We start from the raw sequence: 23,054 nt of genomic DNA, 5'->3' as shown, positions 1-23,054 counted from the left end.
GACATGCCCAAATTTGACAGTTTCGTCGTCTTCGCCGAGATGCGCACCGGCTCCAATCTGCTGGAAGCTGCGCTGAACGATCTGGACGGCGTGACCTGCCACGGCGAGGCGTTCAACCCGGCGCTGATCGGCTATCCCAACCGCAAGGAGCTGGTTGGCGTCACCAAGGCGCAGCGCGATGACGATCCGCTGACGCTATGGGGCGCGATCAAATCGCAGGACGGGCTGAACGGCTGCCGCTATTTCCACGATCACGACCCGCGGATGCTGGCCGTCTTCGTGAACGACCCGAAATGCGCGAAGATCGTGCTCACCCGCAACCCGATCGAGAGCTATGTCAGCCTGATGATCGCGCGCGCCACCGGCCAGTGGAAGCTGGGCGATGCGAAGCACCGCAAGGCCACGAAAGCGCGCTTCGACGCCGAGGAGTTCGAGGCCCATCTGGAAGGGCTGCAGGACTTTCAGGTGACGCTGCAAAACGCGCTGCAACGCTCGGGGCAGACGGCCTTCTATATCGATTACGAGGATGCGCAGTCGGTCGAGGTGCTCAACGGTCTGGCGAATTGGCTGGGCGTTGCGGGGCGGCTCGACAAGCTGCCCGAGAGCCTGAAAGTGCAGAACCCCGAGCCGCTGGAGGCGAAGGTCGCGAATTTCCCGGGGATGGAGGCGTCGCTGGCGCGGCTCGACCGGTTCAACCTGTCTAAAACCCCGAATTTCGAGCCCCGGCGCGGTCCCGGCGTTCCCGGTTTCATCGCGAGCGAGGCGGGGCTGCTTTATATGCCGCTCCGGCCTGCAATGGATGCGCCGATCCGCGACTGGCTGGCGGCGACCGGCGAACTGGTCGAAGGGTTCAGCCAGAAGACCCTGCGCCAGTGGAAGCGTCGCCATCCCGGCCATCGCAGCTTCACCGTGCTGCGCCACCCGCTGATGCGCGCGCATCTGGCGTTCAACGCGGTACTCAACTGGGACAATATGGACGAGACCCGCGCCGTCCTGCGTCAAAGCTACAAGCTGCCGATCCCGAAGGAGGGGCAGAGCATCGCGCCCGCCGATTATGCCGAGGCGCTGATCGCCTTCTTGGGCTGGCTCAAATCCAATCTCGCGAACCAGACGAGCCTGCCGGTGAACACGCTCTGGGCGACGCAATCGGCGGCGCTGCAGGGGATCGGGCAATTCGCCCTGCCCGACCTTCTGGTGCGCGAGGAGCGGATGGCCGAGGACTTCGCCTATCTCGCCAGCATGGCCGGGGTAGAGGCCCCTGCCTTCGCGCCGGGCGAGACCGACACCGCCCCGATCAAGCTCGCCGATATCTGGACGCCCGACCTCGAGGCCGCCGCGCGCGAGACCTATACGCGCGACATGATGCAGTTCGGCTTCGGAAACTGGCGCGACTGAGCCTGTGCCATGAAAAAAGCGCGCCGGGCGGACCGACGCGCTTTTTCGATTTTCATTCGAAACCGGTTCAGGCCGCCTGACGGCTCTGCGCCTCCGTCAGCACTGCGTGCAGCGTCGACGGATCGGTATTCGCCCGCAGCTTCTCGCAGGTTTCCGGATCGCGCATCGTGCGCGACACGAGGGCCAGCGCCTTGAGATGCTCGACCCCGGAATCCTTCGGCGCGAAGAGCGCGAAGACCAGATCGACCGGCAGCCGGTCCACCGCGTCGAAATCGAGCGGCTTTTCCAGACGCAGGAAGACACCCACGACTTCGCTCAGCCCCTCGAGCCGCGCATGCGGAAGCGCAACGCCATGGCCGACACCGGTCGGCCCGAGGCTTTCACGCTCCTGCAGCGCATCGACAGTCTCCGCGGCGTCGATCTTGTAGCACGCCGCCGCGATGTCACCGAGATCCTGAAACAGGCGTTTCTTGCTCGTGACATTCGACAGCACTTTGACCGCGCCAGGCACGAGAAGTTTAGATAGGTCCATGAACTCGTCTACTCCGCGCCCGTTCCGGGCCGCTCATTTGCTGTTGCGCGGGTCGATCCAGCCGACATTGCCGTCTTCACGCCGATGAACGACGTTGACCCCGCCATGTTTCTCGTTGCGGAAGACGAGTAGCGACGCATCAGACAGCTCCATCTGCATGACCGCTTCACCGACCGAGAGAGTGGGAACCTTGGTTTCCATCTCGGCTACGATCATCGGAGCGCCTTCACGCGTCTCGCCGGTATCGTCATCCTCTTCCGAGGCGAGCACATACAGACCTGCGGCTTCGAATTCAACTGGTTCGGCACGGTCGCGGTGATGATCTTTCAATCTGCGCTTGTGACGCCGCAGCTGCTTGTCCATCTTTTCGCGCGCCGCATCGAAGGCGGCATAGATTTCCGTGGCATGGCCCTTGGCCGAAGCGGTGAGCCCGGTGGACAGGTGCACCGTCGCCTCGCAGATAAACTCATGCGCATCGCGCGAGAAGGTGATCTGCGCGTCGGTGGGACGCTGCATGTATTTCTCGGCGACCTCGCCCAGCTCCGACTTCACATGAGATTGCAGGGCCTCTCCGACATCGATTTGTTTGCCGGTGATTTGGTAACGCATGGATTTCCTCCTTCACGCATTGGGCCAGTGACCCCAGCCTCCTCGGCAGGGGTTTCGGGCCGGTTAATCTCTTGGAAAGTCGCGTTGAGTCTGAATTCGCCCGGGCCCTCTTTCGGGGACCTTCCGCGCGCCGGACCCCTCTCGGGAGCCGCAAGCGCGCCCGGGGAGTGGGGGCGAACATTACGCATCTCTTATGTATTTGGGGATGGATCGTGGGGGGTGTCAACGGGTCTCCCTCGCTGCAGTGCAAAACTGCCGGTAGGCGGAGGCGCCCGGCAGGGATCCGCGGATCACGATCAGAGGATGCGGAAATGCTGGCCGAGATAGACGCGGCGCACGTTTTCGTCCTGCACAACCTCTTCCGCGGTGCCCGACATCAGCACCGTCCCGTCGTGCAGAATATAGGCACGATCCACGATCTCGAGCGTTTCGCGCACATTGTGATCGGTGATCAAAACGCCGATACCGCGATCCTTGAGCTGCGCGACGAGCGCGCGAATCTCCGACACCGCGATCGGATCGACACCCGCAAAGGGTTCATCCAGCAACAGATATTTCGGATCGGCGGCCAGACAGCGCGCGATTTCGCAGCGTCTGCGCTCGCCCCCGGACAGCGCCAGCGCGGGCGCCTGACGCAGATGGCCGATCGAGAAATCGCCCAGCAGTTCTTCCAGACGCTCGCGGCGGGTATGGGGATCGGATTCCGCCACCTCCAGCACCGCCATGATGTTGTCTTCGACCGAAAGCCCGCGGAAAATCGAGGCTTCCTGCGGCAGATAACCGATCCCGAGCCGGGCGCGGCGATACATCGGCAGGCCCGTCACATCGCGCCCGTCGATCAGAACCTCGCCCGCATCGGGGCGGATCAGACCCGCGATATTGTAAAAACAGGTGGTTTTCCCCGAACCGTTCGGCCCCAGAAGCGCCACGACCTCGCCACGCGACAGGTCGAGCGAGACGTCGCGAATCACGGGGCGGCGCTTGTAGCTCTTGCGCAGACCCCGGACCTGCAAGCCGCCCTGGCCCGCGACCGGGGCCAGCCCGGCGTCGCTTTTGACGGCATCCTCGGCCATCACTTACTCCCGGCGGGCTTCAGAAGCGTGCGCACACGCCCGTCCATCGTGCCGGCGCCGGTGCTCAGATCGACGTTGAGCTTGTTGCCGGACATCACGTTGTCGCCTTGGGTCAGCAGCACCTTCCCGGTCATCACGACGGTGCCCGCCTTCACGTCGTAGACGGCTTCGTCCGCCTCTGCCGCCTCGGTGGGCGAAACCAGCGTGACACCGCCCGTCGCGTGCAGCTTCGTGATCTCGGTGCGTTTGTCGCTGGCGTAGAACACCTCAAGCTCGGCGGCTTTCATGTGCATGTCGCCCTGCGTGACCTCCACATTGCCGGAGAACACCGCCTGACCGCTTTCCTGATTGACGTTGAGCGAGTCGGCCGTGACTTCGACCGGGGCGGTCTTGTCGGCGCGCAGCCCGCCGAAATCGACGCTTTGCGCCATCACGAGAACCGGGAACGAAACCGCCATCGCACAGGCGGTGAAAAAACGCGCTCGAAACATCCACACCCTCATTGTTGCGGCTGATATACCAGCTTCACACCCTGTTTGAAAACAAGATCGTGACTGCCGCCATCCGCCGTCGGGACCATCTGCATATAGCCCGCATCGAGCGTTCCGAAAGGGGACGTTCCATGGATCGGGCCGGGCGAGGTCAGGATACTGCTATCGGTCTGCAACTCGACCTTGTCGGAGTTCACCCGGTAGCCGTCGGAGGTCTGCATCGCGACCTTGCCGATCAGATCGATCCGGTTCGAATTGGGCTGGAATAGACCCTTATTCGCGTTCAGATCGGTGACATGGCCGTCGGGCGCGGTCAGCTTCGCCGCGACCTGATCGGCACTCGCACCCTGATCCTGCTGCGGCTGGGTGCGGGCCTGCGCGGCGGTCACAGACAGCGTCGCGCCGGTATCGGTCACGCCGGAATATTCGGGCCGGGTGACCGCATTTTCGCGCGCGAGTTTCTCGACATCGACCTTGGCATAGGGAATCGCGGCGCTCGGATCGATCCGGCGCGAGACGAGAAAGATCGTCGACAACAGCGCCAGCGCGAGCAGCGGCAGGACGATCTTCGCCCAGTTCACCAGTCGCGTATGGCTGTTGTCGTACATCATCAGACGATCCCGGCCCTCAGGCAGTCGTGGATCTGCAGGAAGCCCACGGGCTTTTCGTCTTCGACCACGAAAAGCGCGGTGATCTTGCGCTCGTTCATCTGCGCCACGGCGGCCTCGGCCAGTTGCCCGGGCGCGATGGTGCGCGGATTGGCGGTCATCACCTCCGAGACCTTATGCTCCAGCAGCCCCTGCATATGGCGCCGCAAATCGCCATCGGTGACGATCCCGGTCAGGCGGCCCGCCTCATCGGTGACCCCGACCACGCCGAAACCCTTCTGGCTCATCATCAAGAGCGCATCGGGCATCGGCGTGTCTTCCGCCACCAGCGGCATGTCGCGATGCATCAGATCGGAGACTTTCGACAGGCGCGCGCCCAGCTTTCCGCCCGGATGGAAGGTGCGGAAATGCTCGGCGGTGAATTCGCGATGCTCCATCAGCGCGACGGCCAACGCATCGCCCAGCGCGAGCGTCATCGTCGTCGAGGTGGTGGGCACCACGCCCGTCCCACAGGCTTCCTCCGCCTTGGGCAGCACCAGCGCCAGATCGGCCTGCCGCAGCAGGGTCGAATCCGGGCGGCTCGCCACGCCGATCAGCGGGATCTGAAAACGCCGCGTATGGGCGATCATATCGGCCAGCTCCGGCGTCTCCCCGGAATTCGACAGGACCAGCGCCAGATCGTGCCGGGTGACCATGCCCAGATCGCCGTGGCTCGCCTCCGCCGGATGCACGAAATGCGCGGGCGTCCCGGTCGAGGCCAGCGTCGCCGCGATCTTGCGCCCGATATGGCCCGATTTCCCCATGCCGGAGACGATCACGCGCCCCTCGGTCTTGAGGATCATCGCCACCGCGCGCGAAAAATCGCCATCGAGGCTCGCCGCCAAGGCTTCCAGCCCGGCGACCTCGATGCCGATCACGCGGCGGGCGATGTCGGAATAATCAGTGGTGGAAGATGTCATTGGGTTCATCCCAGCCCAGCAGGTCGAGCTTCGCACGCGTCGGCAGGAAATCGAAACAGGCCTGCGCCAGCCCGAGCCGGTTCTCGCGCTCCAGCCGTGCCACGAGTTCGGCTTTGATCTGATGCAGGTAGAGCACGTCCGAGGCCGCATATTCCATCTGCGCGTCGGTCAGCTCCGCCGCGCCCCAGTCCGAGCTTTGCTGCTGCTTGGAGATGTCGACGCCGACAAGCTCCTGCACCAGCACTTTCAGCCCATGGCGATCGGTAAAGGTCCGCACCATCTTCGAGGCGATCTTGGTGCAGAAGACCGGCTTCGTCTCCACCCCGAACGCATTGTAAAGCGCGGCTACGTCGAAACGCGCGAAGTGGAACAGCTTCTCCACCGACGGATCGGCCAGCATGCGGCACAGGTTCGGCGCTTCGGTCTGACCTTGGGCGATCTTCACCAGATGCGCGTCGCCATCGCCCGCCGAAAGCTGCACGAGGCAGAGCCGGTCGCGGCGGGGGTCGAGACCCATCGTCTCGGAGTCGATGGCCACGACGGGACCGAGATCGAGCCCGTCGGGAAGGTCGTTTTGATGCAGGTGGATTGCCACGGCGTGTCCTTCTTTAACGTCTTGCCGGGCATATAAGCCTTTTGCCGCGTTCTTGCCAACGCGAGATGGCGAAACCCGGCCTAGTCGTCGTCTTTGTTCCCGGGTTTGGGCAATTCGGCGAAAAGTTCCGGGTTCCGCGCGAAAAGCCGCACGAGGAAACGATACCGCTTGCCGCGGAAGGCCGGGTTCTCGTGGATCATCCGCAGCAATTCGATCGCGGCGGGCGCCATGCTCTCGTTCTGGCGGGGCGGCATCTCCAGATCGGCGAAACGCTCGGGCGGCAGACCTGCATATTCCAACAGCGCCTGCCCGAGAAAATGACCCTCCGCACGGTCGTCTTCCATCTGCCGAACGGCCAAACGGTCCCCGAGGACGACGCGCATCCGTTCGATCACCTGCAAGGGTCCGGTCTCGAAGTCATGCTCCTTCGACCAGTCGGCGAAGCTTTGCGTCGTGCGCCGGCGCTTGAAATTCTGATTGTAGAAGCTCGTCTTCCAGCTTTCGGGATCGCGCAGATAGACGATGTAGCGCGGCGCGTAACCGTCCAGCGCAGCGTCGAGGGCACGCAGCATGTCCTCGTAAGACCCGGAGCTCGAAATGTCGCTCAGACGCGCGGGATTCAGCCCGAACAGGGTCTCATCCGAGATGATCAGCGTCTTGAACGTCATTGCATCGACATCGCGGCGCAGCTGCTTCAACCCGCGGTGAAACCGCCACATCCAGAAGGCGCGCGCCATCGGCACGTGCATCGCCCGCATCGCGACTTTGCGCAGTTGCAGTGTCAGGTCACCTTTCGCGGCGATCGTGAGTTCTGGCTCCAGTCGCGCCGTATTCACGTCGAGCAGGGACTGGATCGTCGTCGTTCCCGTTTTCGGAAACCCGAGATGGATGACGATATTCCGATCCGTGCCTGTCATGGCGTCACTGCCCCTTACGCGAAGTCGAAGCGCGGTCTAGCGAGCATTCCCCCATGAAACAAGGAAAACAGCAGTTCAGCTCTCGTGCGCGGGCGTGGCGCCGCTGGGGTCGTCGGTCTCTCTCAGCGGCTTCCAGGTGATCACGCGATAGGCGTAGAGCAGGACGAGCACCACGATCACGCCGGTCGAGACCGGGTTCACCCAGCTTGCGACTTCGCTGTACTGCTTCCCGAGCAGATAGCCCGCGACGGTCAGCAATGCGGTCCAGAGCGCGCTGCCCAGCGTGGTGTAGGCGAGGAACGGGACGAACGGCATCCGCGCCATGCCCGCCGGCACCGAGATCAGCGTGCGGACGCCGGGAAGCATGCGTCCGAAGAACACGCCCACCCAGCCGTGCTTGTCGAACCATTTCTTGGTCCGGGTAATGTCGCGCGGGGTGATGCCGATCCAGCGGCCATGGCGGCTCGAAAGGTGGCACAGGCGCTTGATCCCGATCTTTAGGCCGATCCAGTACCACAGGAGCGCGCCCAGCACCGAACCGATGGTGCCCGCGACGATCAGCCCTGTCAGCGAGAATTTCCCCTGCGCCGCCATATAGCCCGCAAGCGGCATGATCAGCTCGGACGGGATCGGCGGAAACACGTTCTCCAGCAGCATCAGCCCCGCGATGCCGAAATAGCCGAAGGACGCGATGACGCCGGTGATCCAGTTGAACATGATGTCTCCTTTGGCGCCTGAAGCCGGAACGGCGCGCCGTGTTCGGTTATATTGGACGACAGGTCTCGCAAAGCCTCATTCGGCGGCCTCGTGCGGAGCGTCGGTTTGACGCCCCTTCTCGCTTTGTCTCTGGCGGTGCCGCAGCTGTTGCAGCTCTGCGCCACGCTCGCGGCGCTGGCCGTCTTCACTGGTGAGGAAAGCGCGCGCTTCGTGCTCCAGCATTTCCTTCAGACGCGCCGCCAATTCGCGACGTTTGCGGAAGCTGCGCAGCTGCACCGTCGAAGAGGTCTGCGGCAAGAAGCGCTGATGCTCCCCGGCGTGATAGACATCGAGACAGAGCCGCCCGGCGGTCAGGATATTGTCGCGACTTCCCTCTGCCAGAACGGTGAAAACCACCGTTTCCACCCGTTTCGCGTCTTCGGGCAGGTCGGAGAATTCCAGCGCAACATCCACAAGATCGGAAATGCGGCCAAGATCGCGATATTCCGCGGTTTTCAGCGGGCCCTTGATCGACTCGTTGGGGCTGGACTCCGCGAATGGGGCAAACCCCCCGGAATCGCTGGCGATCGAGTGATAGGTTTTCCCGTCGATCACGAGATCGGCCAGAAGGGCTTTCACGAAAATCGGCTCGGCGCCCATATTGCCCAGCATCAGATGCCCGCGCTCATGGCCGCCCGCGACCCGAGTGAGCAGCAGTTTCGAGCGACGCTCCCGCCGGAAATTCTGCAGCAGAAGTTGCAGATAGATAATCCAGACGAGCGCGGTGACGATCTGCACCGCGATACTCACCACCTGATTATGATCGACGAGCCACTCCATTTTCATCCTTCTGCATCGGTCGCACGTAGCGTTCTATCGGCAACGCGGCAGAAGCGACTCCGGGTCCGAAAACCCGGAGAAAAGAGGGGCGCACGCGTGTTTTCGCGTCGTCAGTCGGCCAGAACCAGCAGATCGCGGCTCGCGACGCTGACCTCGGCCTCGGAGCCGACCTTGGGCGGCGGATTGCCGGGGCGGTTGAACGTGTCGAGCGCGATAAGCTGCCCTTCCACTTCCATTCTCACCCGCAGGATCGAGCCGAGGAAATGCGTCTCGACGATCCGCCCCGTGAACACCGTGTCATTGCCCTCGCGGCGGCCCAGCGCCAGAACTTCGGGCCGCGCGGCCAGCGTGACCGGAGCGCCTTGGCCCGCGGTGACCGGTTCGGACAGGATCACCTCGGTGTTGCCGACGCGCAAAGCACCGCGCGCCGGGTCGGCCACTTCGGCCTCGAGCGCGTTCAGCGTGCCCACGAATTGCGCGACGAAGCGGGTCTTCGGCTGGTTGTAGATCTCGAAGGGTGCACCGATCTGCTCGGCCACGCCGCCATTCATCACCACCACCCGATCCGAGATCGACAGGGCCTCTTCCTGATCGTGGGTCACGAAGATCGTGGTGATGCCCAGACGGCGCTGAATGTCGCGGATTTCCTCGCGCAAGGAGACGCGGATCTTCGCATCGAGCGCGGAAAGCGGCTCGTCGAGCAGCAGAACGCGCGGCTGAATGGCGAGCGCGCGGGCCAGCGCCACACGCTGCTGTTGCCCGCCCGACAGCTGGAACGGATAGCGATTGCCCAGATCGGGCAGGCCGATCAGCTCCAGCATCTCGGCCACACGGGCCTTGATCTCGGCGCGCGGACGTTTCGCCACTCGCATGCCAAAGCCCACGTTCTGCGCGACGGTCAGGTTGGGAAACAGCGCATAGGCCTGGAACACCATGCCGATATTGCGCTGGTTCGCGCCCAGATGCGTGACGTCCTGCCCACCGATGCGGATCGCGCCGCCCGAAGGGCTCTCGAAGCCCGCCACCATCCGCAGCACAGTCGTCTTGCCGCAGCCCGACGGGCCGAGCAGTGAGATAAATTCGCCCTCTTCGATGGAGAGGTTGAAATCCTTCACCACGCGGTTCGCGCCGAAGGATTTTTCCAGATGTTCGATCTCGAGAGAGGCCATGGGTTACCGCTTTGCGTTCGTATGTTTGGAAAACCGGGTGACGAGTTGGATCAGCCCCATGCAGATCCAGGTGATCGAGAAGGCGATCACCGCAAGCGCGGCAGGCTCGTAAGCCTTGTTCGCGCCGGTCAGCTGCATGTAGGGGCCGAATGCCGGCCGGTTGAGGAGCGAGGCGAGGACGAACTCGCCGATGACGATGGCGAAGGTGATGAAGGCGCCCGAGAGCACCGCGACCAGCACGTTCGGCAGGATGACGCGGGCGAGGATCGTGCTCCAACCGGCGCCGAGGCTTTGCGCGGCTTCGGTCAGCGTGCCGACATCGATGGTGCGCAGCCCGGTATCGACCGCGCGATACATGTAAGGCAGCGAGAGCGTGGCGTAGCCCAGCATCAGCAGGACATTGGTGCCCGTCGTCGTGCCGGTCAGCGGCAGGATCGACGAGGTGTTATAGAGCCGGATATAGCCGAACACGATCACGATCGGCGGGATCACCAGCGGCAGGAGCGTGATGAACTCCACCACCGGGCGCCAATGCGGCAGCTTGAGGCGCACCCAATAGGCGGTCGGCACCACGATCAGGGCGCCCACGAGGATCGTGAAGATCGCCATCACGACGGAGTAGCTGAAGGTCTCGCGGAATTGCGGATCGGCCAGCACCGAGCGGTAAGCGTCGAGCGAATAGACCCCGCGCCGCGCCCGCAGCGAGAATTCCAGCGTGCCGAGCAGCGGCAGCGCGAAATAGAGCGCGCCGAAAGCCAGCGCGAGCCAGGACCAGAGTTTCTTGGATTTCATCGCATCCACCTTTCGGAGCGTACGCGGAGCCAGACATAGGCGAGGTTGGCGAGGCCGGTGATGACGATCATCCCGAAGGCCAGCGCGTAGCCCAGATGCGGGTCCTGCAGCACATCGCCGCGGATTTGCGCGTAAAGCATGATCGGCACGATCGACATCGACGAGCCGGTGAGCGCATAGGCCGTCGCCACCGCGCCGAAGCTATTGGCGAACAGCAGCGCCAGCGTGCCCAGCAGCGAGGGCCAGAGGATCGGCAGCGCGACGATGCGCCAGTACTGGAAGCCGGTTGCGCCGAGGATGCTCGCCGCCTCTTTCCATTCGCGCTTCAGACCGTCCAGCGCGGGAGTGATGATCAGCACCATCAGCGGGATCTGGAAGAACAGATAGGTGATCGTCAGACCGAAGAAGCTGAGCAGGTTGAAGCCATGCGTGTAGATGTTGAAGCCGAACCACGACTTCAGCAGCACGGTCACAAGACCCAGACGCCCCAGCGTCGCGAGGAAGGCAAACGCCAGCGGCACGCCCGCGAAGTTCGAGGCCACGCCCGAGAAGGTCATCACCGGACCGCGCAGCCAGTTCGGCAGGCCGCCCAGCGTCACGGCGGCGGCCAGCGCGAAGCCGATCAGGCAGCCTACAAGCGCAGTGGCGAGGCTGATCTTGATCGAGATCCAGTAGCTCGCGAGGATCGTCGGTTGAAACAGGTTCACGAGGTTCGACAGCGTGAAGCCCCCGTCACTCGTCCTAAACGCGCCCACCACGATATACATCGTCGGTGCGATCAGGAACAAAAGCGCGAAGAGCGTGAAGGGAACCATCCCCACCCAAGTCAGCGGCAGCTTGCGGCTTTGCATCGGGCCTCGCTTTGCAGAATTTTCAATAAAGTCGCCCCGCGCGATCAGGCGCGGGGCGTGTGTTTATGCGGGGTCGGTTACTGGACGTTCGCGCCGACGACGCTGTCCCAGCCGCCGGTCACGACTTCCTTGTTCGCAGCCTGCGCGTCGAGCGACGGGAAGACGGCCTTGGCGTAGCCCTCGGCGGGCGGCATCGCGTCGAGCATCTTCTGCGGAACCTTGCCGTTGGCCGACAGGTCGTTGAAGCGGATCGGGTGGCAATAGCCTTCCAGCCAGCCGAGCTGACCTTCGTCCGAATAGAGGTATTCCATCCAGAGTTTGGCTGCGTTCGGGTGCGGCGCGTAGGCCGAGATCGCCTGAACGTAGACACCGGCGACAACGCCCGATTTCGGCACGACGACGTCGACCGGCGGGTTGCCGTTCAGCGTGTCGCGACCGGCCAGAGCGTTATAGTCCCACTCGACGACGATCGGGGTCGCGCCCTGAGCGAGCGTCCCGGTCTTGCCGATGACGGGCACAAAGTTGCCGTTCTTGTTCATCTCGGCGAAGTATTTCAGACCGGCTTCGCCCGAGGCTTTGCCCGGCTCGCCGCCAGCTGCGACGCCCGCGGCGAGAACGCCGAGGATCGCCTGGTTCGAGGCGCGCGGATCGCCCGCGAGAGCCACCGAGTTCGCGTATTCCGGCTTGAGCAGGTCCGACCAGTCCTGCGGCACGTTGTCGACGATGTCCTTGTTCACCGCGAAGGACAGCACGCCGTAATAGTCGCCGTACCAGTAGCCTTCAGCATCCTTGGCGCTGTCCGGGATCGTGTCCCAGGTCGAGACCTTGTAGGGCTGGATCAGACCTTCGTCCTTGGCCGCCGGGCCGAAGGAAAGGCCCACGTCGATCACGTCGGGCGCCTGCGGACCCTTGTTGTCCTTGTTGGCGCGGATCGCTTCGAGTTCGTCGGCCGAGCCCGCATCGGGGTTCAGTTCGTTCACGGTGATCCCGGGATACTTCTTCTTGAAGCCGTCGATCACGCCCGCGTAGTTGCACCACGAATGCGGCAGCGCGATCGTGGTCAGGCTGCCTTCTTCTTTCGCAGCAGCGTAGAGGTCATCCATGCTGTCGGCGAAGCTGACGCCGGTGCTGGCAGCAAGGGCCATGGCGCTGGCCGCTGCAAGATAACGGAACTTGAAGGTCATTTTCAGGTCTCTCCCCGTTGATGGAGGGCGGTGCCGCCTCATGCGGTCCTGTCTCCCCCGAGCTAATGTCTTTCGACGGTTGTGCCGTCCGGTTGGCTCCGGCATCGGCGACCCTTTATGCGGGCGTTGTAACAGATTTTTGGCAGTACAGATGTTGAAGCAAAATTCCTCATCAACACTAGTTACAGACGCGTGATCCGCGCCGACGAGCGAGGGCCGCAGCCCCCGCTCGCGCCGATATCAAAGACACGCCTCGAAAAGCGCGCGGGTATTCTCGGCCGTCATCTCGACCGGGTTGCCGCCACAGGACGGATCTTCCAGCGCCATCGCGACGAGCATGTCGAGATCTTCGCGCTTCACGCCCATCTCGGTCAGGTTCGCCGGGATGGACAATTCGGTGCGCAGGCTCTCGATCCGGGCCTTGAACCCCTCGAAGCCGCCCGCGATGCCCAGATAAGCCGCCGCGCGGTTGATCCGCTCTTCGATGGTGGCGCGGTTGAAGTCGAGCACCATCGGCATCACGCAGGCATTGGTCGTGCCGTGATGGGGGCCGTAGACCGCGCCGACCGGGTGGCTCAGCGAGTGGATCGCGCCAAGGCCCTTCTGGAACGCCACCGCCCCCATCGCCGCCGCCGACATCATGTTGCCGCGCGCCTCGAGATCGTCCGGCGTCGTATAGGCGCGCGGCAGGTTCTCGAACACGAGCCGCATCCCTTCGAGCGCGATGCCCTGGCTCATCGGGTGGTAATGCGGGCTACAGAACGCCTCGAGGCAATGCGCCAGCGCGTCCATCCCGGTGCCCGCCGTGATGAAGGGCGGCATGCCGACCGTCAGCTCCGGATCGCAGATCGTGATCGCGGGCATCAGATTGGGGTGGAAGATGATCTTCTTCTTATGGGTCTCGGAATTGGTGAGAACGCCCGCGCGCCCCACTTCCGAGCCGGTCCCGGCGGTCGTCGGCACCGCGATGATCGGCGCGATGGCGTCACCGTTCGCGCGCGTCCACCAGTCGCCGATATCTTCCAGGTCCCAGACGCTCAGCGAAGCGTCCTGCCCCGCCATCAGCGCGATCATCTTGCCCAGATCGAGCGCGGAGCCGCCGCCGAAGCAGATCACACCATCATGGCCGCCCGCTTTAAAGACCTCGATCCCGGCGGCCATGTTGCCCTCGTTCGGGTTCGGATCGACCTCGGAGAAGACCGCGCGGCCAAGGCCCGCCGCGTCCAGCACGTCGAGCGCCCCGGCGGTGATCGGCAGTGCGGCCAGCGCCTTGTCGGTCACCAGAAGCGGCTTCGCGATACCCACGGATTTGCAGTGATCGGCCAGTTCCGAAATCCGGCCGGGGCCGAACTTGATCGTGGTCGGATAGGACCAGTTTGCGGTGGGGGCAGTCATTTCGTCACCTTCTTGAGATGGTAGGATTTCGGACGCGTCAGCGCGTGATAGCCCAGCACCGAAAGCGAGCCGCCACGGCCCGTTTCCTTGCAGCCGGTCCAGCACAGCGCCGGGTCGAGATAGTCGCAGCGGTTCATGAAGACGGTGCCGGTCTGCAGCCGCTTGCCCATCGCCTCGGCGCGGGCGGGATCGGCGGTCCAGATCGAGCAGGTCAGCCCGTAATCGCAATCGTTCATCGCGGCGATGGCTTCCTCGTCATCCTTCACCGGCATGATGCCGACGACGGGGCCGAAGCTTTCCTCGCGCATCACCCGCATCTCGTGGTTCACGTCGACGAGGATCTGCGGCGCGAGATAGGCGCCACCGTCATCGGCCGGGAACAGCTCGGGGTCGAGCAGCGGCTTGGCGCCATCGGTGATCGCATCCTCGATCTGGCCGCGCACCACTTCGGCGAAGCGCTTGTTGGCCATCGGGCCCAGCGTCGTTTCCGGCTCGAACGGATTGCCGAGGGTCAGCTTGCTCGCCCAGGCCGCGGCCTTTTCCACGAAAGCGTCGTAGAGGCTCGCATGGACGTAGATACGCTCGATCCCGCAGCAGCACTGGCCCGCATTGAACAGCGCGCCATCCATCAGCCCGTCGACCGCCGCATCCAGATCGGCATCCGCCGCGACATAGCCCGGATCCTTGCCGCCCAGTTCGAGGCCCAGCCCGGTGAAGGTGCCCGCCAGTGCGCGCTCCACCGCGCGACCGCCACCGACCGAGCCGGTAAAGTTGACGAAATCGAACGCCTTCGCGCCCATCAGCTCTTCCGAGGTCTCGTGCGTCAGATAGACGTTCTGGAACACGTCCTGCGGCACGCCCGCCGCGTGGAAGGCTTCGGCGATGCGCTCGCCCACCAGCATCGTTTGCGTCGCGTGTTTCAACATCACCGTGTTGCCCGCGATCAGCGCCGGGACCAGCGAGTTGATCACCGTCATATAGGGGTAGTTCCACGGCGCGATGATGAAGACGACGCCGACCGGTTCGCGCGCGATCTGGCGCAGGAAGCTGTCGCTCTGCTCGACCACCATCGGGGCGAGCGCCTCTTCGGCGATCGAGGCCATATAGCCCGCACGCTCGTTCATGCCGCCGAATTCGCCGCCGTAGCGGGTCGGACGGCCCATCTGCCACGCAAGCTCCTCGACCACGAGATCCTTCATCTCGTTGAGCTTGGCGATGCCCGCCTCGACGAGCGCGATACGCTCGGAGAGCGGGCGCTCGGCCCATGCGGGCTGCGCGGCGCGAAGGCTCGCGGCCAACGCCTGCGCGTCGGAGGCGCTCAGCGCCTCGCGTTCGGCATAGACCTGCCCGTCGACGGGCGAGATACATTTCAGGGTCTTGGTCATCATGTCTCCTTGCGGGGTGTAGGGCCCCGCGGGTCTGTCAAAACTCAGGCGCGTTCGAAACCGCGCATCCGCTCCCAGTCGGTCACAACTCGGTTCTGTTCTTCGATTTCCCAGCGCGCGGCGCGCACGTAATGGGCCATCACGTCCTCACCGAAGGCGGATTTGAGCATGTCCGAACCTTCCAGAGCGCCCAGCGCCTCAGTCAGGGATTTCGGCACCTCAGTCACTTCGCCCGCCTTGTAGATATCGCCCGCGGCTTCCGGCCCCGGGTCCATCTCGCCCTCGATCCCGGCCAGCCCCGCCGCCAGAAGCGACGCGCAGGCCAGATAGGGGTTCAGGTCGGCCCCGCCGATGCGGCATTCCACGCGGATGGATTTCGTGCCCTCGCCGCAGATGCGGAAGCCCGCCGTGCGGTTGTCCAAAGACCAAACCGCCTTGGTCGGCGCGAAAAGCCCCTCGCAGAAGCGCTTGTAGCTATTGGTGTAGGGCGCGAGGAAATAGGTGATCTCGCGCGCATGGGTCAGCTGCCCGGCGAGGAACTGATGCATCAGCTCGGACATGCCATTCGGCGCGTCCTTGTCGAAGAAGGCAGGTTTGCCGCCCTTCCAGAGCGACTGGTGCACGTGGCTCGACGAGCCCGCCTTGTCGGTGTGGTATTTCGCCATGAAGGTCGCCGAGAGACCATGCGACTGCGCGACTTCCTTGGCGCATTGCTTGACCAGCACATGCATGTCGGCGGTCTGAAGCCCGCCCGCATATTTCACGTTCAGCTCTTCCTGACCGCATTCGGCCTCGCCCTTGGAGCATTCGACCGGCACGCCCGCCGCATAAAGCGCGTTGCGCATCGCCCGCATCGCCGGTTCGGCGCGCGAGTTGCCCATCAGTGAATAGTCGACATTGTAGCGCGCGACCGGGGTCGGATCGGGATAGCCCGCGTCGAAGAGCTGCGGATAGCTTTCCTCGAACAGGAAGAATTCCAGCTCGGTCGCCATCATCACGTCAAAGCCCATGTCCTTGGCGCGCTTGAGCTGAGATTTCAGCATCTGGCGCGGCGAATGGGGGATCGGCTCGTGGCTGTGATGATCGAGCAGATCGCAGATCACCAGCGCCGTGCCCGGCACCCACGGGATCAGCCGCAGCGTCTCCATGTCGGGCTTCATCACGTAGTCGCCGTAGCCGCGCTCCCAGCTGGACGCGTCATAGCCCGGCACGGTGACCATCTCCATGTCGGTCGCCAGCAGGTAGTTGCAGCAATGGGTCTCTTCCCATGCGCTGTCGATGAAATGCGCCGCGTGGAACCGCTTGCCCTGAAGCCGCCCCTGCATATCCACAAGGGCTGCGATGACCGTATCGACCTCGCCTGCATTGACCGATTTCTTGAGCGCGTCGAACGATAATTTGCGCGACATGAGTTCCTCCGGGATCAAGATCACCGCGCGAGATTGCCGCGCGGTGCGGGGCCCCACAAGAGGGCAAATGTTGCGTCGTAGGGGCAGCGTTTCCGCCGCCCCCGCTTTGCTTAGCCGCAGCGATAGGGCGGGCCTGCCTTCGCCATCGTCGCGTTGTATTTCTTGAAGATGTCGACGACCTTGGCCTTCAACTCGCTCTCGGCCGCGATCTCGTCCCAGAACTTGTGAGCGGCGTCTTCGACCTTCTGCCATTCGGCGTCGGGAATGGTCGTCAGCTCCATCTCGGTGCCTTCGACGCGCAGCTTCGCCTCGCCCGACCAGTACCAGTACTGGCGGTGGTAATGCGATTGATCGAAGCAGGTCTTCATCAGCGTCTTCAGACGGTCCGGCACTTCGTTCCAACGATCCATGTTGGCGAAGAAGTGACCGATCCATGCGCCCGAGATGTTGTTGGTCAGGAAGTAGGGCGCGTTCTTGCCCCAGCCCGAGGTGTAATCCTCGGTGATGCCCGACCATGCGACGCCGTCCAGCTCGCCGGTCTGCAGCGCGACTTCCACGTCTTCCCACGGGATCGTCACCGGCACGACGCCGAACTGCGCGAGGAAGCGCCCGGCGGTCGGGAAGGTGAAGACCCGCTTGCCGTTCAGATCGTCGAGCGACTTCACCGGCTCTTTCATGGCGAAGTTGCACGGATCCCACGAGCCCGCCGAGATGTGCTTCACGCCCACGGCCGAATACTGCTCGTCCCAGATCTCGTTGAGCCCCCATTCGTTGAACAGCGTCGGCACGTCGAGCGAGTAGCGCAGGCCGAAGGGGAAATAGCCGCCGAAGACGGTGACTTCGGTGGGCGAGGCCATCGAGTCATCGTCGGATTGCACGGCGTCGATCGTGCCCGACTGCATTGCGCGGAACAGCTCGGAGGTCGGCACCAGCTGGTCGGCGTAGTAAAGTTCGATCTCCATCTCGCCATCGGCGATTTCGTTGAAGGTCTTGATGCAATTGTCCACGACCTGTTCGGCCAGCGCAGGACCGGCATAGGTCTGCATACGCCACTTGATCGGTGTGGTCTGCGCGACGGCCGGGGCCGCGAGGCCCGCCGCAGCCGCACCCACCGCACCGGTGGTGAGGAACTGTCTTCTTGTCGTCATCACTCTCTCTCCTTGTTGGTTGATCCCGGTTTTTCCGGGTTATGGTTATCTTCCAAGCACCGCATGCGGCAGCCAGAGCGCCAGCTGCGGAAAGATCATCACGAGAATTAGCGTCAGAACCATTACGCCCACGAAGGGGATCACCGAGGCGTAGATCACCGGCAGGGTGAAATCCTTCGGCGCCATCGCCTTCATCAGGAAGAGATTATAACCGAAGGGGGGCGTCAGATAGGCAACCTGACAGGTGATGGTATAAAGGACACCATACCAGATCATGTCGAAGCCCAGATGCCGGGCGAGCGAGACATAGACCGGGGCCACGATCACCAGCATCGCCGTGTCGTCGAGGAACATCCCCATCACGAGGAAGCTCAGCTGCATCAGGATCAGGATCTGCCACGGGCCGAGGCCGAGGCTGTCGGTGAAGAAATCCTCGATCGCGCGGCCCGCGCCCAGACCGTCGAACACGGCCCCGAAGGACAGCGCCGCAGTGATGATCAGCATGAACATCACGGTGATCTTGAGCGTGTTCTCGGTCGCGACCTGAAAGACCTGCCAGGTGAAGCGCCGTTTGATCGCCGCCGCGAAGACAGCCGCCAGCGCGCCGATCACCGAGGCTTCGGTCAGGCTCGCCCAGCCCTTCAGGAAAGGCACCATCATCGCAACGAAGATGAAGACCGGCATCAGGCCCGCGCGCAGCAGCCGCAGCTTCTCGCGCATGGTGATCGCGGCGCGCTCTTCCGCATCCATCGGCGGCGCAAGGTCCGGGTTCAGTTTGCAGCGTATCACGATATAGGCGACGAAAAGCGTGGCCATCAGCAGCCCCGGGACCGCGCCTGCCAGCCAGAGTTCCGACACCGGCTGCCGCGCGATCAGCGAGAACAGCACCAGCACGACCGAGGGCGGGATCAGGATGCCCAAGGACGACCCGGCCTGAATCACGCCCGAGATCATCAGCTTGTCGTAGTTCCGGCGCAGCAGTTCCGGCAGCGCGATCGTCGCGCCAATCGCCATCCCCGCGACCGAAAGCCCGTTCATCACCGAGATCATCACCATCAGCATGATCGTCCCGATGGCGAGGCCCCCCGGTAAGGGTCCGAACCAGACGTGGAACATCCGGTAAAGGTCTTCGGCCAGACGGCTCTCGGACATCACGTAGCCCATGTAGACGAACATCGGCAGCGTCAGCAGCGGCGTCCATTTCATCAGCTTCATCACCGAGCCGAAGCCCATCTGCGTGCCGCCCGGCCCCCAGAGCCAGAAGGCCGCGACGACAGCCACGAAGCCGATCGCGCCGAAGACGCGCTGACCGGTCAGCATCATCAGCAGCATCGTCGAGAACATCAAAAGGGCGATGGTATTGTGATCCATCAGATTTCCTCTCCGCGAATAGTCGCGACATCGCGGATCAGAAGCGCCACGGCCTGCAGGAACAGGAGCGCGAAGCCCGAGGTGATGATGACCTTGATCGGCCACAGCACCGGGCGCCACGCGGTCGGGTTCCGCTCGTTATATTCGAAGGAATAGACCGTGGAATCGAAGGCCGAGTAGACCATGATCCCGAGGTAGAACATCAGCGCGAAGACGGTGAAGGCATCCCACCAGGCCTGCCCTTTCGGCGACCAGCGGGAATACAGCAGGTCCATCCGCACATTGGTATCGCCCTGCAGCGTCCACGGCGCGCCGAGCATGTAATAGGCAACCAGCGTGAACTGCGCCATTTCGAGCGTCCAGAGCGCGGGAATCTCGAAGATCTTCGTCACCGAAGAGAACAGCATGATCGCCATCATCACGTAGAGCAGATACATCGCCACTTTGCCCAAGCGGCGGTTGAACGCTTCGATCAGGCGGACATAGGCGACACTCCAGCGTGGCATCAGGCGGCCTCCCCGTTATTTGCGGTGATCTGCGACAGCGCGGCTTGCAGCACCGGGGCAAGCGTCGCGGCCATCGCCTCTTGCGCGGCGGGATCGGCGATCAGATCGTTGCGCAGCTCCAGCATGACATTCGGCAGGCCCATCGGCGTGGCGTGCAGCGCGAGCGTATGACAGACGCCATCCGCGCCGGAGTAAGGTTCGTTAAGACGCGCATCGAGCTGGGTCACACGGCGGGCTTCATCGAGAACCGCCTCAGCCAGGCTCGGATCGGAATCGTGAATCACGCCGAGCTCGACCGCACGCGGCTTGCCGAACCAGATCGGCGTGAAGGAATGCACGGTGATCAGCGTCGTTGGCCTGCCGCGTGCCAGCCGCTCGGCAATGAGACCGCGCAGCGCGGCGTGGAACGGCAGGTAAAGCGCCTCGGTGCGGGCGCTGCGATCCTCGGGCGAAAGCTCCGCATTGCCGGGAATGTCATGAATCTCGGAGGTCACGGGCATTGCGCCCGGATGATGCGGCGGGCGGTTGAGATCGTAGATCAGCCGCGACTGGCGGGCCGCGACCAGCGGTGCGTGCAGTTTCGCCGCCAGACCGCGCGCAAGGCCCAGCGCGCCGGGGTCCCAAGCGATATGCGCCTCGCGCTGATCGGGGGTCAGACCCAGATCGCCCCAAGGCGCAGGAAAAACATTCGACGCATGTTCGCAGACCAGAACGACCTCACCCGGTCGATCCGCGCCTTCGATTTCCACCGCTGCATGCGCGCTGTTCAAATCGGTCCCTCTCTGTTGAGCGGCGCGATTCTACGTCGCGTCCTGCGGTCAGGCTCGCTCCGGCATGTCGCATCTGTCAAGAAAATTTCAGAGAAGAAAATTCTGTTACAATCATTTCTAACTTGATTCGCACGGGGGTGCCCGATTTGTCAGCAGCGACGCAAAGCATCGAAGACAGGCTCCGGACGGGCATCGAAGAGATGACCCGGACCGAGAAGCAACTCGCCGGGCATATCCTGCGCCACTATCCGATGGCGCTTCTGGGATCTGTCGCGCAGCTGGCGCGGGCGGCCGAAGTGTCCTCTCCCACCGTGGTGCGATTGGCGCAGAAGATGGGTTATGGCGGCTATCCGGGGCTGCAGCAGGCGGTGCGCGACGAGTTGGAGGCGCAGCTTGTCTCGCCGCTCGTCAAACATGATCGCTGGGCGGGCGATGCGCCCGACACCCATATGATCAACCGCTTCGCCGATACGGTTCTGGGCAATCTGCAGGCGACGCTGAAGCAGATCGACCATGCCGAGTTCGACGCCACCGCCGCGCTGATGGCCGATCCGAAACGCCGCATCTTCGCGACCGGGGGCCGGATCACCGGCCCGATCGCGGCCTATTTCGTGGCGCATATGAAAGTGATCCGCCCCGGGGTCGAGCTGCTCGAGCCGCTCTCGAACAGCTGGCCGCCCGCGCTTCTCGAGATGCAGAAGGGCGACGTGCTGCTGGTTTTCGATATTCGCCGCTACGAATCGAGCGTGCTGCAACTGGTGGAGATGGCGGTCGAGCAGGGCGCCGAAGTCGTGCTGATCACCGATCCTTGGGTCTCGCCCGCCGCGGCCCACGCGCGCTATCGCTTCTCGGCGCAGATTGAAGCGCCCTCGGCGTGGGATTCGACGGTCGCGATTCAGGTTCTCGTGGAAACGCTCATGGCGGCGATTCAGTCGCTGACCTGGGAAGAAACCTCGGCCCGCATGGCGCGGCTCGAGGCGCTCTACGATCGCGCGCGCTTTTTCCGCAGGAAATAAGCCGTAGCCCACAGATTGCTGCGCGAAAACGCTCAGCCCGGAAACGAAAAAGTCGCGCAACCCGGATGAGTTGCGCGACTTTTTGAGTAATGGTGCCCAGGAGAGGACTCGAACCTCCACGCCTTGCGGCACACGGACCTGAACCGTGCGCGTCTACCAATTCCGCCACCTGGGCAGGTGTCGTGGAGCGCGAGATACAGAGCGGCGCTGGGACTGTCAACGGGGATCGACACGAAAAATTCGCAAGCTTCGACTCTTCGGGTCTTTGGCCTTGTTCCCGCGGGGGCGAGGCGGTAATCAAAGAACGAAATTCTTGCAAGGAAAGGCCTCTGCCCATGTCCAAGCTGGTTACGATCTACGGCGGTTCGGGGTTCGTCGGGCGCTATATCGCGCAGCGCATGGCAAAGGACGGTTGGCGGATTCGCGTTGCGGTCCGGCGTCCGAACGAGGCGCTCTTCGTCAAACCCTATGGTGCGGTCGGGCAAGTCGAGCCGGTCTTCTGCAATATTCGCGACGATGCCAGCGTGCGCGCGGCGATGCAGGGCGCGGATGCGGTGATCAACTGCGTCGGTATTCTCGTCAATGAAGGCAAGAACAAGTTCGGCGCCGTGCAAGCCGAAGGTGCAGGGCGCGTGGCGCGTATCGCCGCAGAGATGGATGTGCCGAAACTGGTGCAGATCTCGGCCATCGGCGCCAATCCCGACAGCGAGAGCGAATATGCCCGCACCAAGGCTGCAGGCGAGAAGGCGGTGCTGGATGCCTATCCGCAGGCCGTGATCCTGCGCCCTTCGATCATTTTCGGCAACGAGGACGGGTTCTTCAACAAATTCGCCTCGATGTCGCGCTTCACCCCGATCCTTCCGATCACGGGTGGCCACACGAAATTCCAGCCGGTCTTCGTCGATGATGTCGCGAAGGTCGCCGTGATGGCGGCGGACGGGGAAGTCTCGCCCGGAACCTATGAGCTCGGCGGGCCGGATGTGGAGACCTTCCACGACCTGATGAAGCAGATGCTGACGGTGATTCACCGTCGTCGTCTCGTGCTGTCGCTACCGCGCTGGATCGCGAGCGTCCTCGGCGGCGTCTTCGATCTGGGTCAGGCGGTCACCGGCGGGCTGTTCACGAACCGCATTCTCACGCGCGATCAGGTGAAGAACCTGCAGGCTGACAATGTCGTGTCCGGGGACGCGAAAGGCTTTGCCGATCTCGGGATCCAGCCTATGGCAATGGAAGCTGTGATGCCCGGCTATCTGTGGCGCTTCCGGCCCGGTGGGCAATATGACGACATCAAAGCTTCGGCGAAGAATCTTCGCAAGACTTAACCCCTCCTCCCCGCGTCGCCT

24 protein-coding genes and 1 tRNA gene are annotated in these 23,054 nt (G+C 63.5%); 3 read left to right on the top strand and 22 right to left on the bottom strand.

The annotated features are described in order from the left end of the window. The first annotated feature begins 3 nt into the window (after window positions 1–3). The gene (locus AC2TZ7_RS03295; RefSeq protein WP_489865879.1) at window positions 4–1,395 is read left to right on the top strand and encodes a nodulation protein NodH; all 1,392 of its coding nucleotides are present in this window, start codon (window positions 4–6) and stop codon (window positions 1,393–1,395) included. Between the two features lie 67 nt (window positions 1,396–1,462). Here the strand turns inward: AC2TZ7_RS03295 and AC2TZ7_RS03290 are convergent, their stop codons facing one another. The 21 genes from AC2TZ7_RS03290 to AC2TZ7_RS03190 form a co-directional block, all read right to left on the bottom strand. Beyond that, window positions 1,463–1,927, bottom strand: a complete 465-nt coding sequence (locus tag AC2TZ7_RS03290) for a PTS sugar transporter subunit IIA (protein WP_078541561.1) — start codon at window positions 1,925–1,927, stop codon at window positions 1,463–1,465. Window positions 1,928–1,960: 33 nt separating this feature from the next. Beyond that, window positions 1,961–2,536, bottom strand: coding sequence for a ribosome hibernation-promoting factor, HPF/YfiA family (hpf, locus tag AC2TZ7_RS03285; RefSeq protein WP_098409576.1), 576 nt, complete (start codon window positions 2,534–2,536; stop codon window positions 1,961–1,963). A 296-nt stretch (window positions 2,537–2,832) separates the two neighbouring features. Continuing rightward, window positions 2,833–3,609 carry an LPS export ABC transporter ATP-binding protein gene (gene lptB, locus AC2TZ7_RS03280; RefSeq protein ID WP_078541560.1) on the bottom strand — a complete coding sequence of 259 codons (777 nt, stop codon included), beginning with the start codon at window positions 3,607–3,609 and terminating at the stop codon, window positions 2,833–2,835. Further along, window positions 3,609–4,100, bottom strand: a complete 492-nt coding sequence (gene lptA, locus AC2TZ7_RS03275; RefSeq protein WP_255266375.1) for a lipopolysaccharide transport periplasmic protein LptA — start codon at window positions 4,098–4,100, stop codon at window positions 3,609–3,611. Before lptA ends, lptB begins: the two co-directional genes overlap by 1 nt. 8 nt (window positions 4,101–4,108) lie before the next feature. After that, window positions 4,109–4,711 (bottom strand): LPS export ABC transporter periplasmic protein LptC, encoded by a 603-nt coding sequence (lptC, locus tag AC2TZ7_RS03270; RefSeq protein WP_489865878.1) that lies wholly within the window; start codon window positions 4,709–4,711, stop codon window positions 4,109–4,111. Then, window positions 4,711–5,667, bottom strand: a complete 957-nt coding sequence (locus AC2TZ7_RS03265) for a KpsF/GutQ family sugar-phosphate isomerase (RefSeq protein WP_489865877.1) — start codon at window positions 5,665–5,667, stop codon at window positions 4,711–4,713. Before AC2TZ7_RS03265 ends, lptC begins: the two co-directional genes overlap by 1 nt. Further along, complete coding sequence (locus tag AC2TZ7_RS03260) at window positions 5,648–6,262, bottom strand: ribonuclease D (RefSeq protein WP_078522186.1); 615 nt, start codon at window positions 6,260–6,262, stop codon at window positions 5,648–5,650. Before AC2TZ7_RS03260 ends, AC2TZ7_RS03265 begins: the two co-directional genes overlap by 20 nt. An 80-nt stretch (window positions 6,263–6,342) precedes the next feature. Beyond that, window positions 6,343–7,179, bottom strand: a complete 837-nt coding sequence (locus AC2TZ7_RS03255; protein ID WP_489865876.1) for a hypothetical protein — start codon at window positions 7,177–7,179, stop codon at window positions 6,343–6,345. Between the two features lie 75 nt (window positions 7,180–7,254). Further along, window positions 7,255–7,896 (bottom strand): DedA family protein, encoded by a 642-nt coding sequence (locus tag AC2TZ7_RS03250; RefSeq protein ID WP_098409570.1) that lies wholly within the window; start codon window positions 7,894–7,896, stop codon window positions 7,255–7,257. Window positions 7,897–7,971: 75 nt separating this feature from the next. Then, window positions 7,972–8,715 (bottom strand): hypothetical protein, encoded by a 744-nt coding sequence (locus tag AC2TZ7_RS03245; protein WP_489865875.1) that lies wholly within the window; start codon window positions 8,713–8,715, stop codon window positions 7,972–7,974. A 110-nt stretch (window positions 8,716–8,825) separates the two neighbouring features. Continuing rightward, the gene (locus AC2TZ7_RS03240) at window positions 8,826–9,884 is read right to left on the bottom strand and encodes an ABC transporter ATP-binding protein (protein WP_489865874.1); all 1,059 of its coding nucleotides are present in this window, start codon (window positions 9,882–9,884) and stop codon (window positions 8,826–8,828) included. Window positions 9,885–9,887: 3 nt separating this feature from the next. Further along, window positions 9,888–10,676, bottom strand: coding sequence for an ABC transporter permease (locus AC2TZ7_RS03235; RefSeq protein WP_078522182.1), 789 nt, complete (start codon window positions 10,674–10,676; stop codon window positions 9,888–9,890). Continuing rightward, the gene (locus AC2TZ7_RS03230) at window positions 10,673–11,527 is read right to left on the bottom strand and encodes an ABC transporter permease (RefSeq protein WP_078522181.1); all 855 of its coding nucleotides are present in this window, start codon (window positions 11,525–11,527) and stop codon (window positions 10,673–10,675) included. The genes AC2TZ7_RS03235 and AC2TZ7_RS03230 overlap by 4 nt, the downstream gene beginning before the upstream one ends. A gap of 77 nt (window positions 11,528–11,604) precedes the next feature. After that, window positions 11,605–12,672, bottom strand: coding sequence for an ABC transporter substrate-binding protein (locus tag AC2TZ7_RS03225; protein WP_408648145.1), 1,068 nt, complete (start codon window positions 12,670–12,672; stop codon window positions 11,605–11,607). 279 nt (window positions 12,673–12,951) lie between these two features. Then, the gene (locus AC2TZ7_RS03220) at window positions 12,952–14,106 is read right to left on the bottom strand and encodes an iron-containing alcohol dehydrogenase (RefSeq protein ID WP_489865873.1); all 1,155 of its coding nucleotides are present in this window, start codon (window positions 14,104–14,106) and stop codon (window positions 12,952–12,954) included. Then, window positions 14,103–15,491, bottom strand: coding sequence for an aldehyde dehydrogenase family protein (locus AC2TZ7_RS03215; RefSeq protein ID WP_078570835.1), 1,389 nt, complete (start codon window positions 15,489–15,491; stop codon window positions 14,103–14,105). The genes AC2TZ7_RS03220 and AC2TZ7_RS03215 overlap by 4 nt, the downstream gene beginning before the upstream one ends. 44 nt (window positions 15,492–15,535) lie before the next feature. Next, on the bottom strand, window positions 15,536–16,900 hold the full coding sequence (locus AC2TZ7_RS03210) for a glutamine synthetase family protein (RefSeq protein ID WP_347431071.1): 1,365 nt from the start codon (window positions 16,898–16,900) through the stop codon (window positions 15,536–15,538). Between the two features lie 110 nt (window positions 16,901–17,010). Beyond that, complete coding sequence (locus tag AC2TZ7_RS03205; protein WP_098409558.1) at window positions 17,011–18,048, bottom strand: TRAP transporter substrate-binding protein; 1,038 nt, start codon at window positions 18,046–18,048, stop codon at window positions 17,011–17,013. A 45-nt stretch (window positions 18,049–18,093) separates the two neighbouring features. Continuing rightward, window positions 18,094–19,419, bottom strand: coding sequence for a TRAP transporter large permease (locus AC2TZ7_RS03200; RefSeq protein ID WP_078522176.1), 1,326 nt, complete (start codon window positions 19,417–19,419; stop codon window positions 18,094–18,096). Continuing rightward, window positions 19,419–19,925 (bottom strand): TRAP transporter small permease subunit, encoded by a 507-nt coding sequence (locus AC2TZ7_RS03195; RefSeq protein WP_098409556.1) that lies wholly within the window; start codon window positions 19,923–19,925, stop codon window positions 19,419–19,421. Before AC2TZ7_RS03195 ends, AC2TZ7_RS03200 begins: the two co-directional genes overlap by 1 nt. Beyond that, on the bottom strand, window positions 19,925–20,695 hold the full coding sequence (locus AC2TZ7_RS03190; protein WP_489865872.1) for an N-formylglutamate amidohydrolase: 771 nt from the start codon (window positions 20,693–20,695) through the stop codon (window positions 19,925–19,927). The genes AC2TZ7_RS03195 and AC2TZ7_RS03190 overlap by 1 nt, the downstream gene beginning before the upstream one ends. Before the next feature lie 146 nt (window positions 20,696–20,841). On the opposite strand from AC2TZ7_RS03190, the gene AC2TZ7_RS03185 reads away from it, so the two are divergent. Beyond that, a complete protein-coding gene (locus AC2TZ7_RS03185; RefSeq protein WP_078570834.1) occupies window positions 20,842–21,711 on the top strand; it encodes a MurR/RpiR family transcriptional regulator in 870 nt (289 codons plus the stop codon). 90 nt (window positions 21,712–21,801) lie between these two features. On the opposite strand, the gene AC2TZ7_RS03180 is transcribed toward AC2TZ7_RS03185, so the two are convergent. Continuing rightward, window positions 21,802–21,886 (bottom strand) — tRNA-Leu (locus AC2TZ7_RS03180). Between the two features lie 160 nt (window positions 21,887–22,046). Between AC2TZ7_RS03180 and AC2TZ7_RS03175 the strand changes: the two genes are divergently transcribed. Beyond that, window positions 22,047–23,033 carry a complex I NDUFA9 subunit family protein gene (locus tag AC2TZ7_RS03175; protein ID WP_489865871.1) on the top strand — a complete coding sequence of 329 codons (987 nt, stop codon included), beginning with the start codon at window positions 22,047–22,049 and terminating at the stop codon, window positions 23,031–23,033. The last annotated feature ends 21 nt before the right edge of the window (window positions 23,034–23,054 follow it).

The organism is Thioclava sp. ISO4 (genome assembly GCF_058105145.1).
This window is presented reverse-complemented; position numbering and strand designations above follow the sequence as displayed.

Excerpts from the sequence above, each read along its gene's own strand:
- AC2TZ7_RS03295 (WP_489865879.1), top strand. The coding sequence starts at position 4 with ATGCCCAAATTTGACAGTTTCGTCGTCTTCGCCGAGATGCGCACCGGC.
- AC2TZ7_RS03290 (WP_078541561.1), bottom strand. The coding sequence starts at position 1,927 with ATGGACCTATCTAAACTTCTCGTGCCTGGCGCGGTCAAAGTGCTGTCG.
- hpf (WP_098409576.1), bottom strand. The coding sequence starts at position 2,536 with ATGCGTTACCAAATCACCGGCAAACAAATCGATGTCGGAGAGGCCCTG.
- lptB (WP_078541560.1), bottom strand. The coding sequence starts at position 3,609 with ATGGCCGAGGATGCCGTCAAAAGCGACGCCGGGCTGGCCCCGGTCGCG.
- lptA (WP_255266375.1), bottom strand. The coding sequence starts at position 4,100 with ATGTTTCGAGCGCGTTTTTTCACCGCCTGTGCGATGGCGGTTTCGTTC.
- lptC (WP_489865878.1), bottom strand. The coding sequence starts at position 4,711 with ATGATGTACGACAACAGCCATACGCGACTGGTGAACTGGGCGAAGATC.
- AC2TZ7_RS03265 (WP_489865877.1), bottom strand. The coding sequence starts at position 5,667 with ATGACATCTTCCACCACTGATTATTCCGACATCGCCCGCCGCGTGATC.
- AC2TZ7_RS03255 (WP_489865876.1), bottom strand. The coding sequence starts at position 7,179 with ATGACAGGCACGGATCGGAATATCGTCATCCATCTCGGGTTTCCGAAA.
- AC2TZ7_RS03250 (WP_098409570.1), bottom strand. The coding sequence starts at position 7,896 with ATGTTCAACTGGATCACCGGCGTCATCGCGTCCTTCGGCTATTTCGGC.
- AC2TZ7_RS03245 (WP_489865875.1), bottom strand. The coding sequence starts at position 8,715 with ATGGAGTGGCTCGTCGATCATAATCAGGTGGTGAGTATCGCGGTGCAG.
- AC2TZ7_RS03240 (WP_489865874.1), bottom strand. The coding sequence starts at position 9,884 with ATGGCCTCTCTCGAGATCGAACATCTGGAAAAATCCTTCGGCGCGAAC.
- AC2TZ7_RS03235 (WP_078522182.1), bottom strand. The coding sequence starts at position 10,676 with ATGAAATCCAAGAAACTCTGGTCCTGGCTCGCGCTGGCTTTCGGCGCG.
- AC2TZ7_RS03230 (WP_078522181.1), bottom strand. The coding sequence starts at position 11,527 with ATGCAAAGCCGCAAGCTGCCGCTGACTTGGGTGGGGATGGTTCCCTTC.
- AC2TZ7_RS03225 (WP_408648145.1), bottom strand. The coding sequence starts at position 12,672 with ATGGCCCTTGCTGCCAGCACCGGCGTCAGCTTCGCCGACAGCATGGAT.
- AC2TZ7_RS03220 (WP_489865873.1), bottom strand. The coding sequence starts at position 14,106 with ATGACTGCCCCCACCGCAAACTGGTCCTATCCGACCACGATCAAGTTC.
- AC2TZ7_RS03215 (WP_078570835.1), bottom strand. The coding sequence starts at position 15,491 with ATGACCAAGACCCTGAAATGTATCTCGCCCGTCGACGGGCAGGTCTAT.
- AC2TZ7_RS03210 (WP_347431071.1), bottom strand. The coding sequence starts at position 16,900 with ATGTCGCGCAAATTATCGTTCGACGCGCTCAAGAAATCGGTCAATGCA.
- AC2TZ7_RS03205 (WP_098409558.1), bottom strand. The coding sequence starts at position 18,048 with ATGACGACAAGAAGACAGTTCCTCACCACCGGTGCGGTGGGTGCGGCT.
- AC2TZ7_RS03200 (WP_078522176.1), bottom strand. The coding sequence starts at position 19,419 with ATGGATCACAATACCATCGCCCTTTTGATGTTCTCGACGATGCTGCTG.
- AC2TZ7_RS03195 (WP_098409556.1), bottom strand. The coding sequence starts at position 19,925 with ATGCCACGCTGGAGTGTCGCCTATGTCCGCCTGATCGAAGCGTTCAAC.
- AC2TZ7_RS03175 (WP_489865871.1), top strand. The coding sequence starts at position 22,047 with ATGTCCAAGCTGGTTACGATCTACGGCGGTTCGGGGTTCGTCGGGCGC.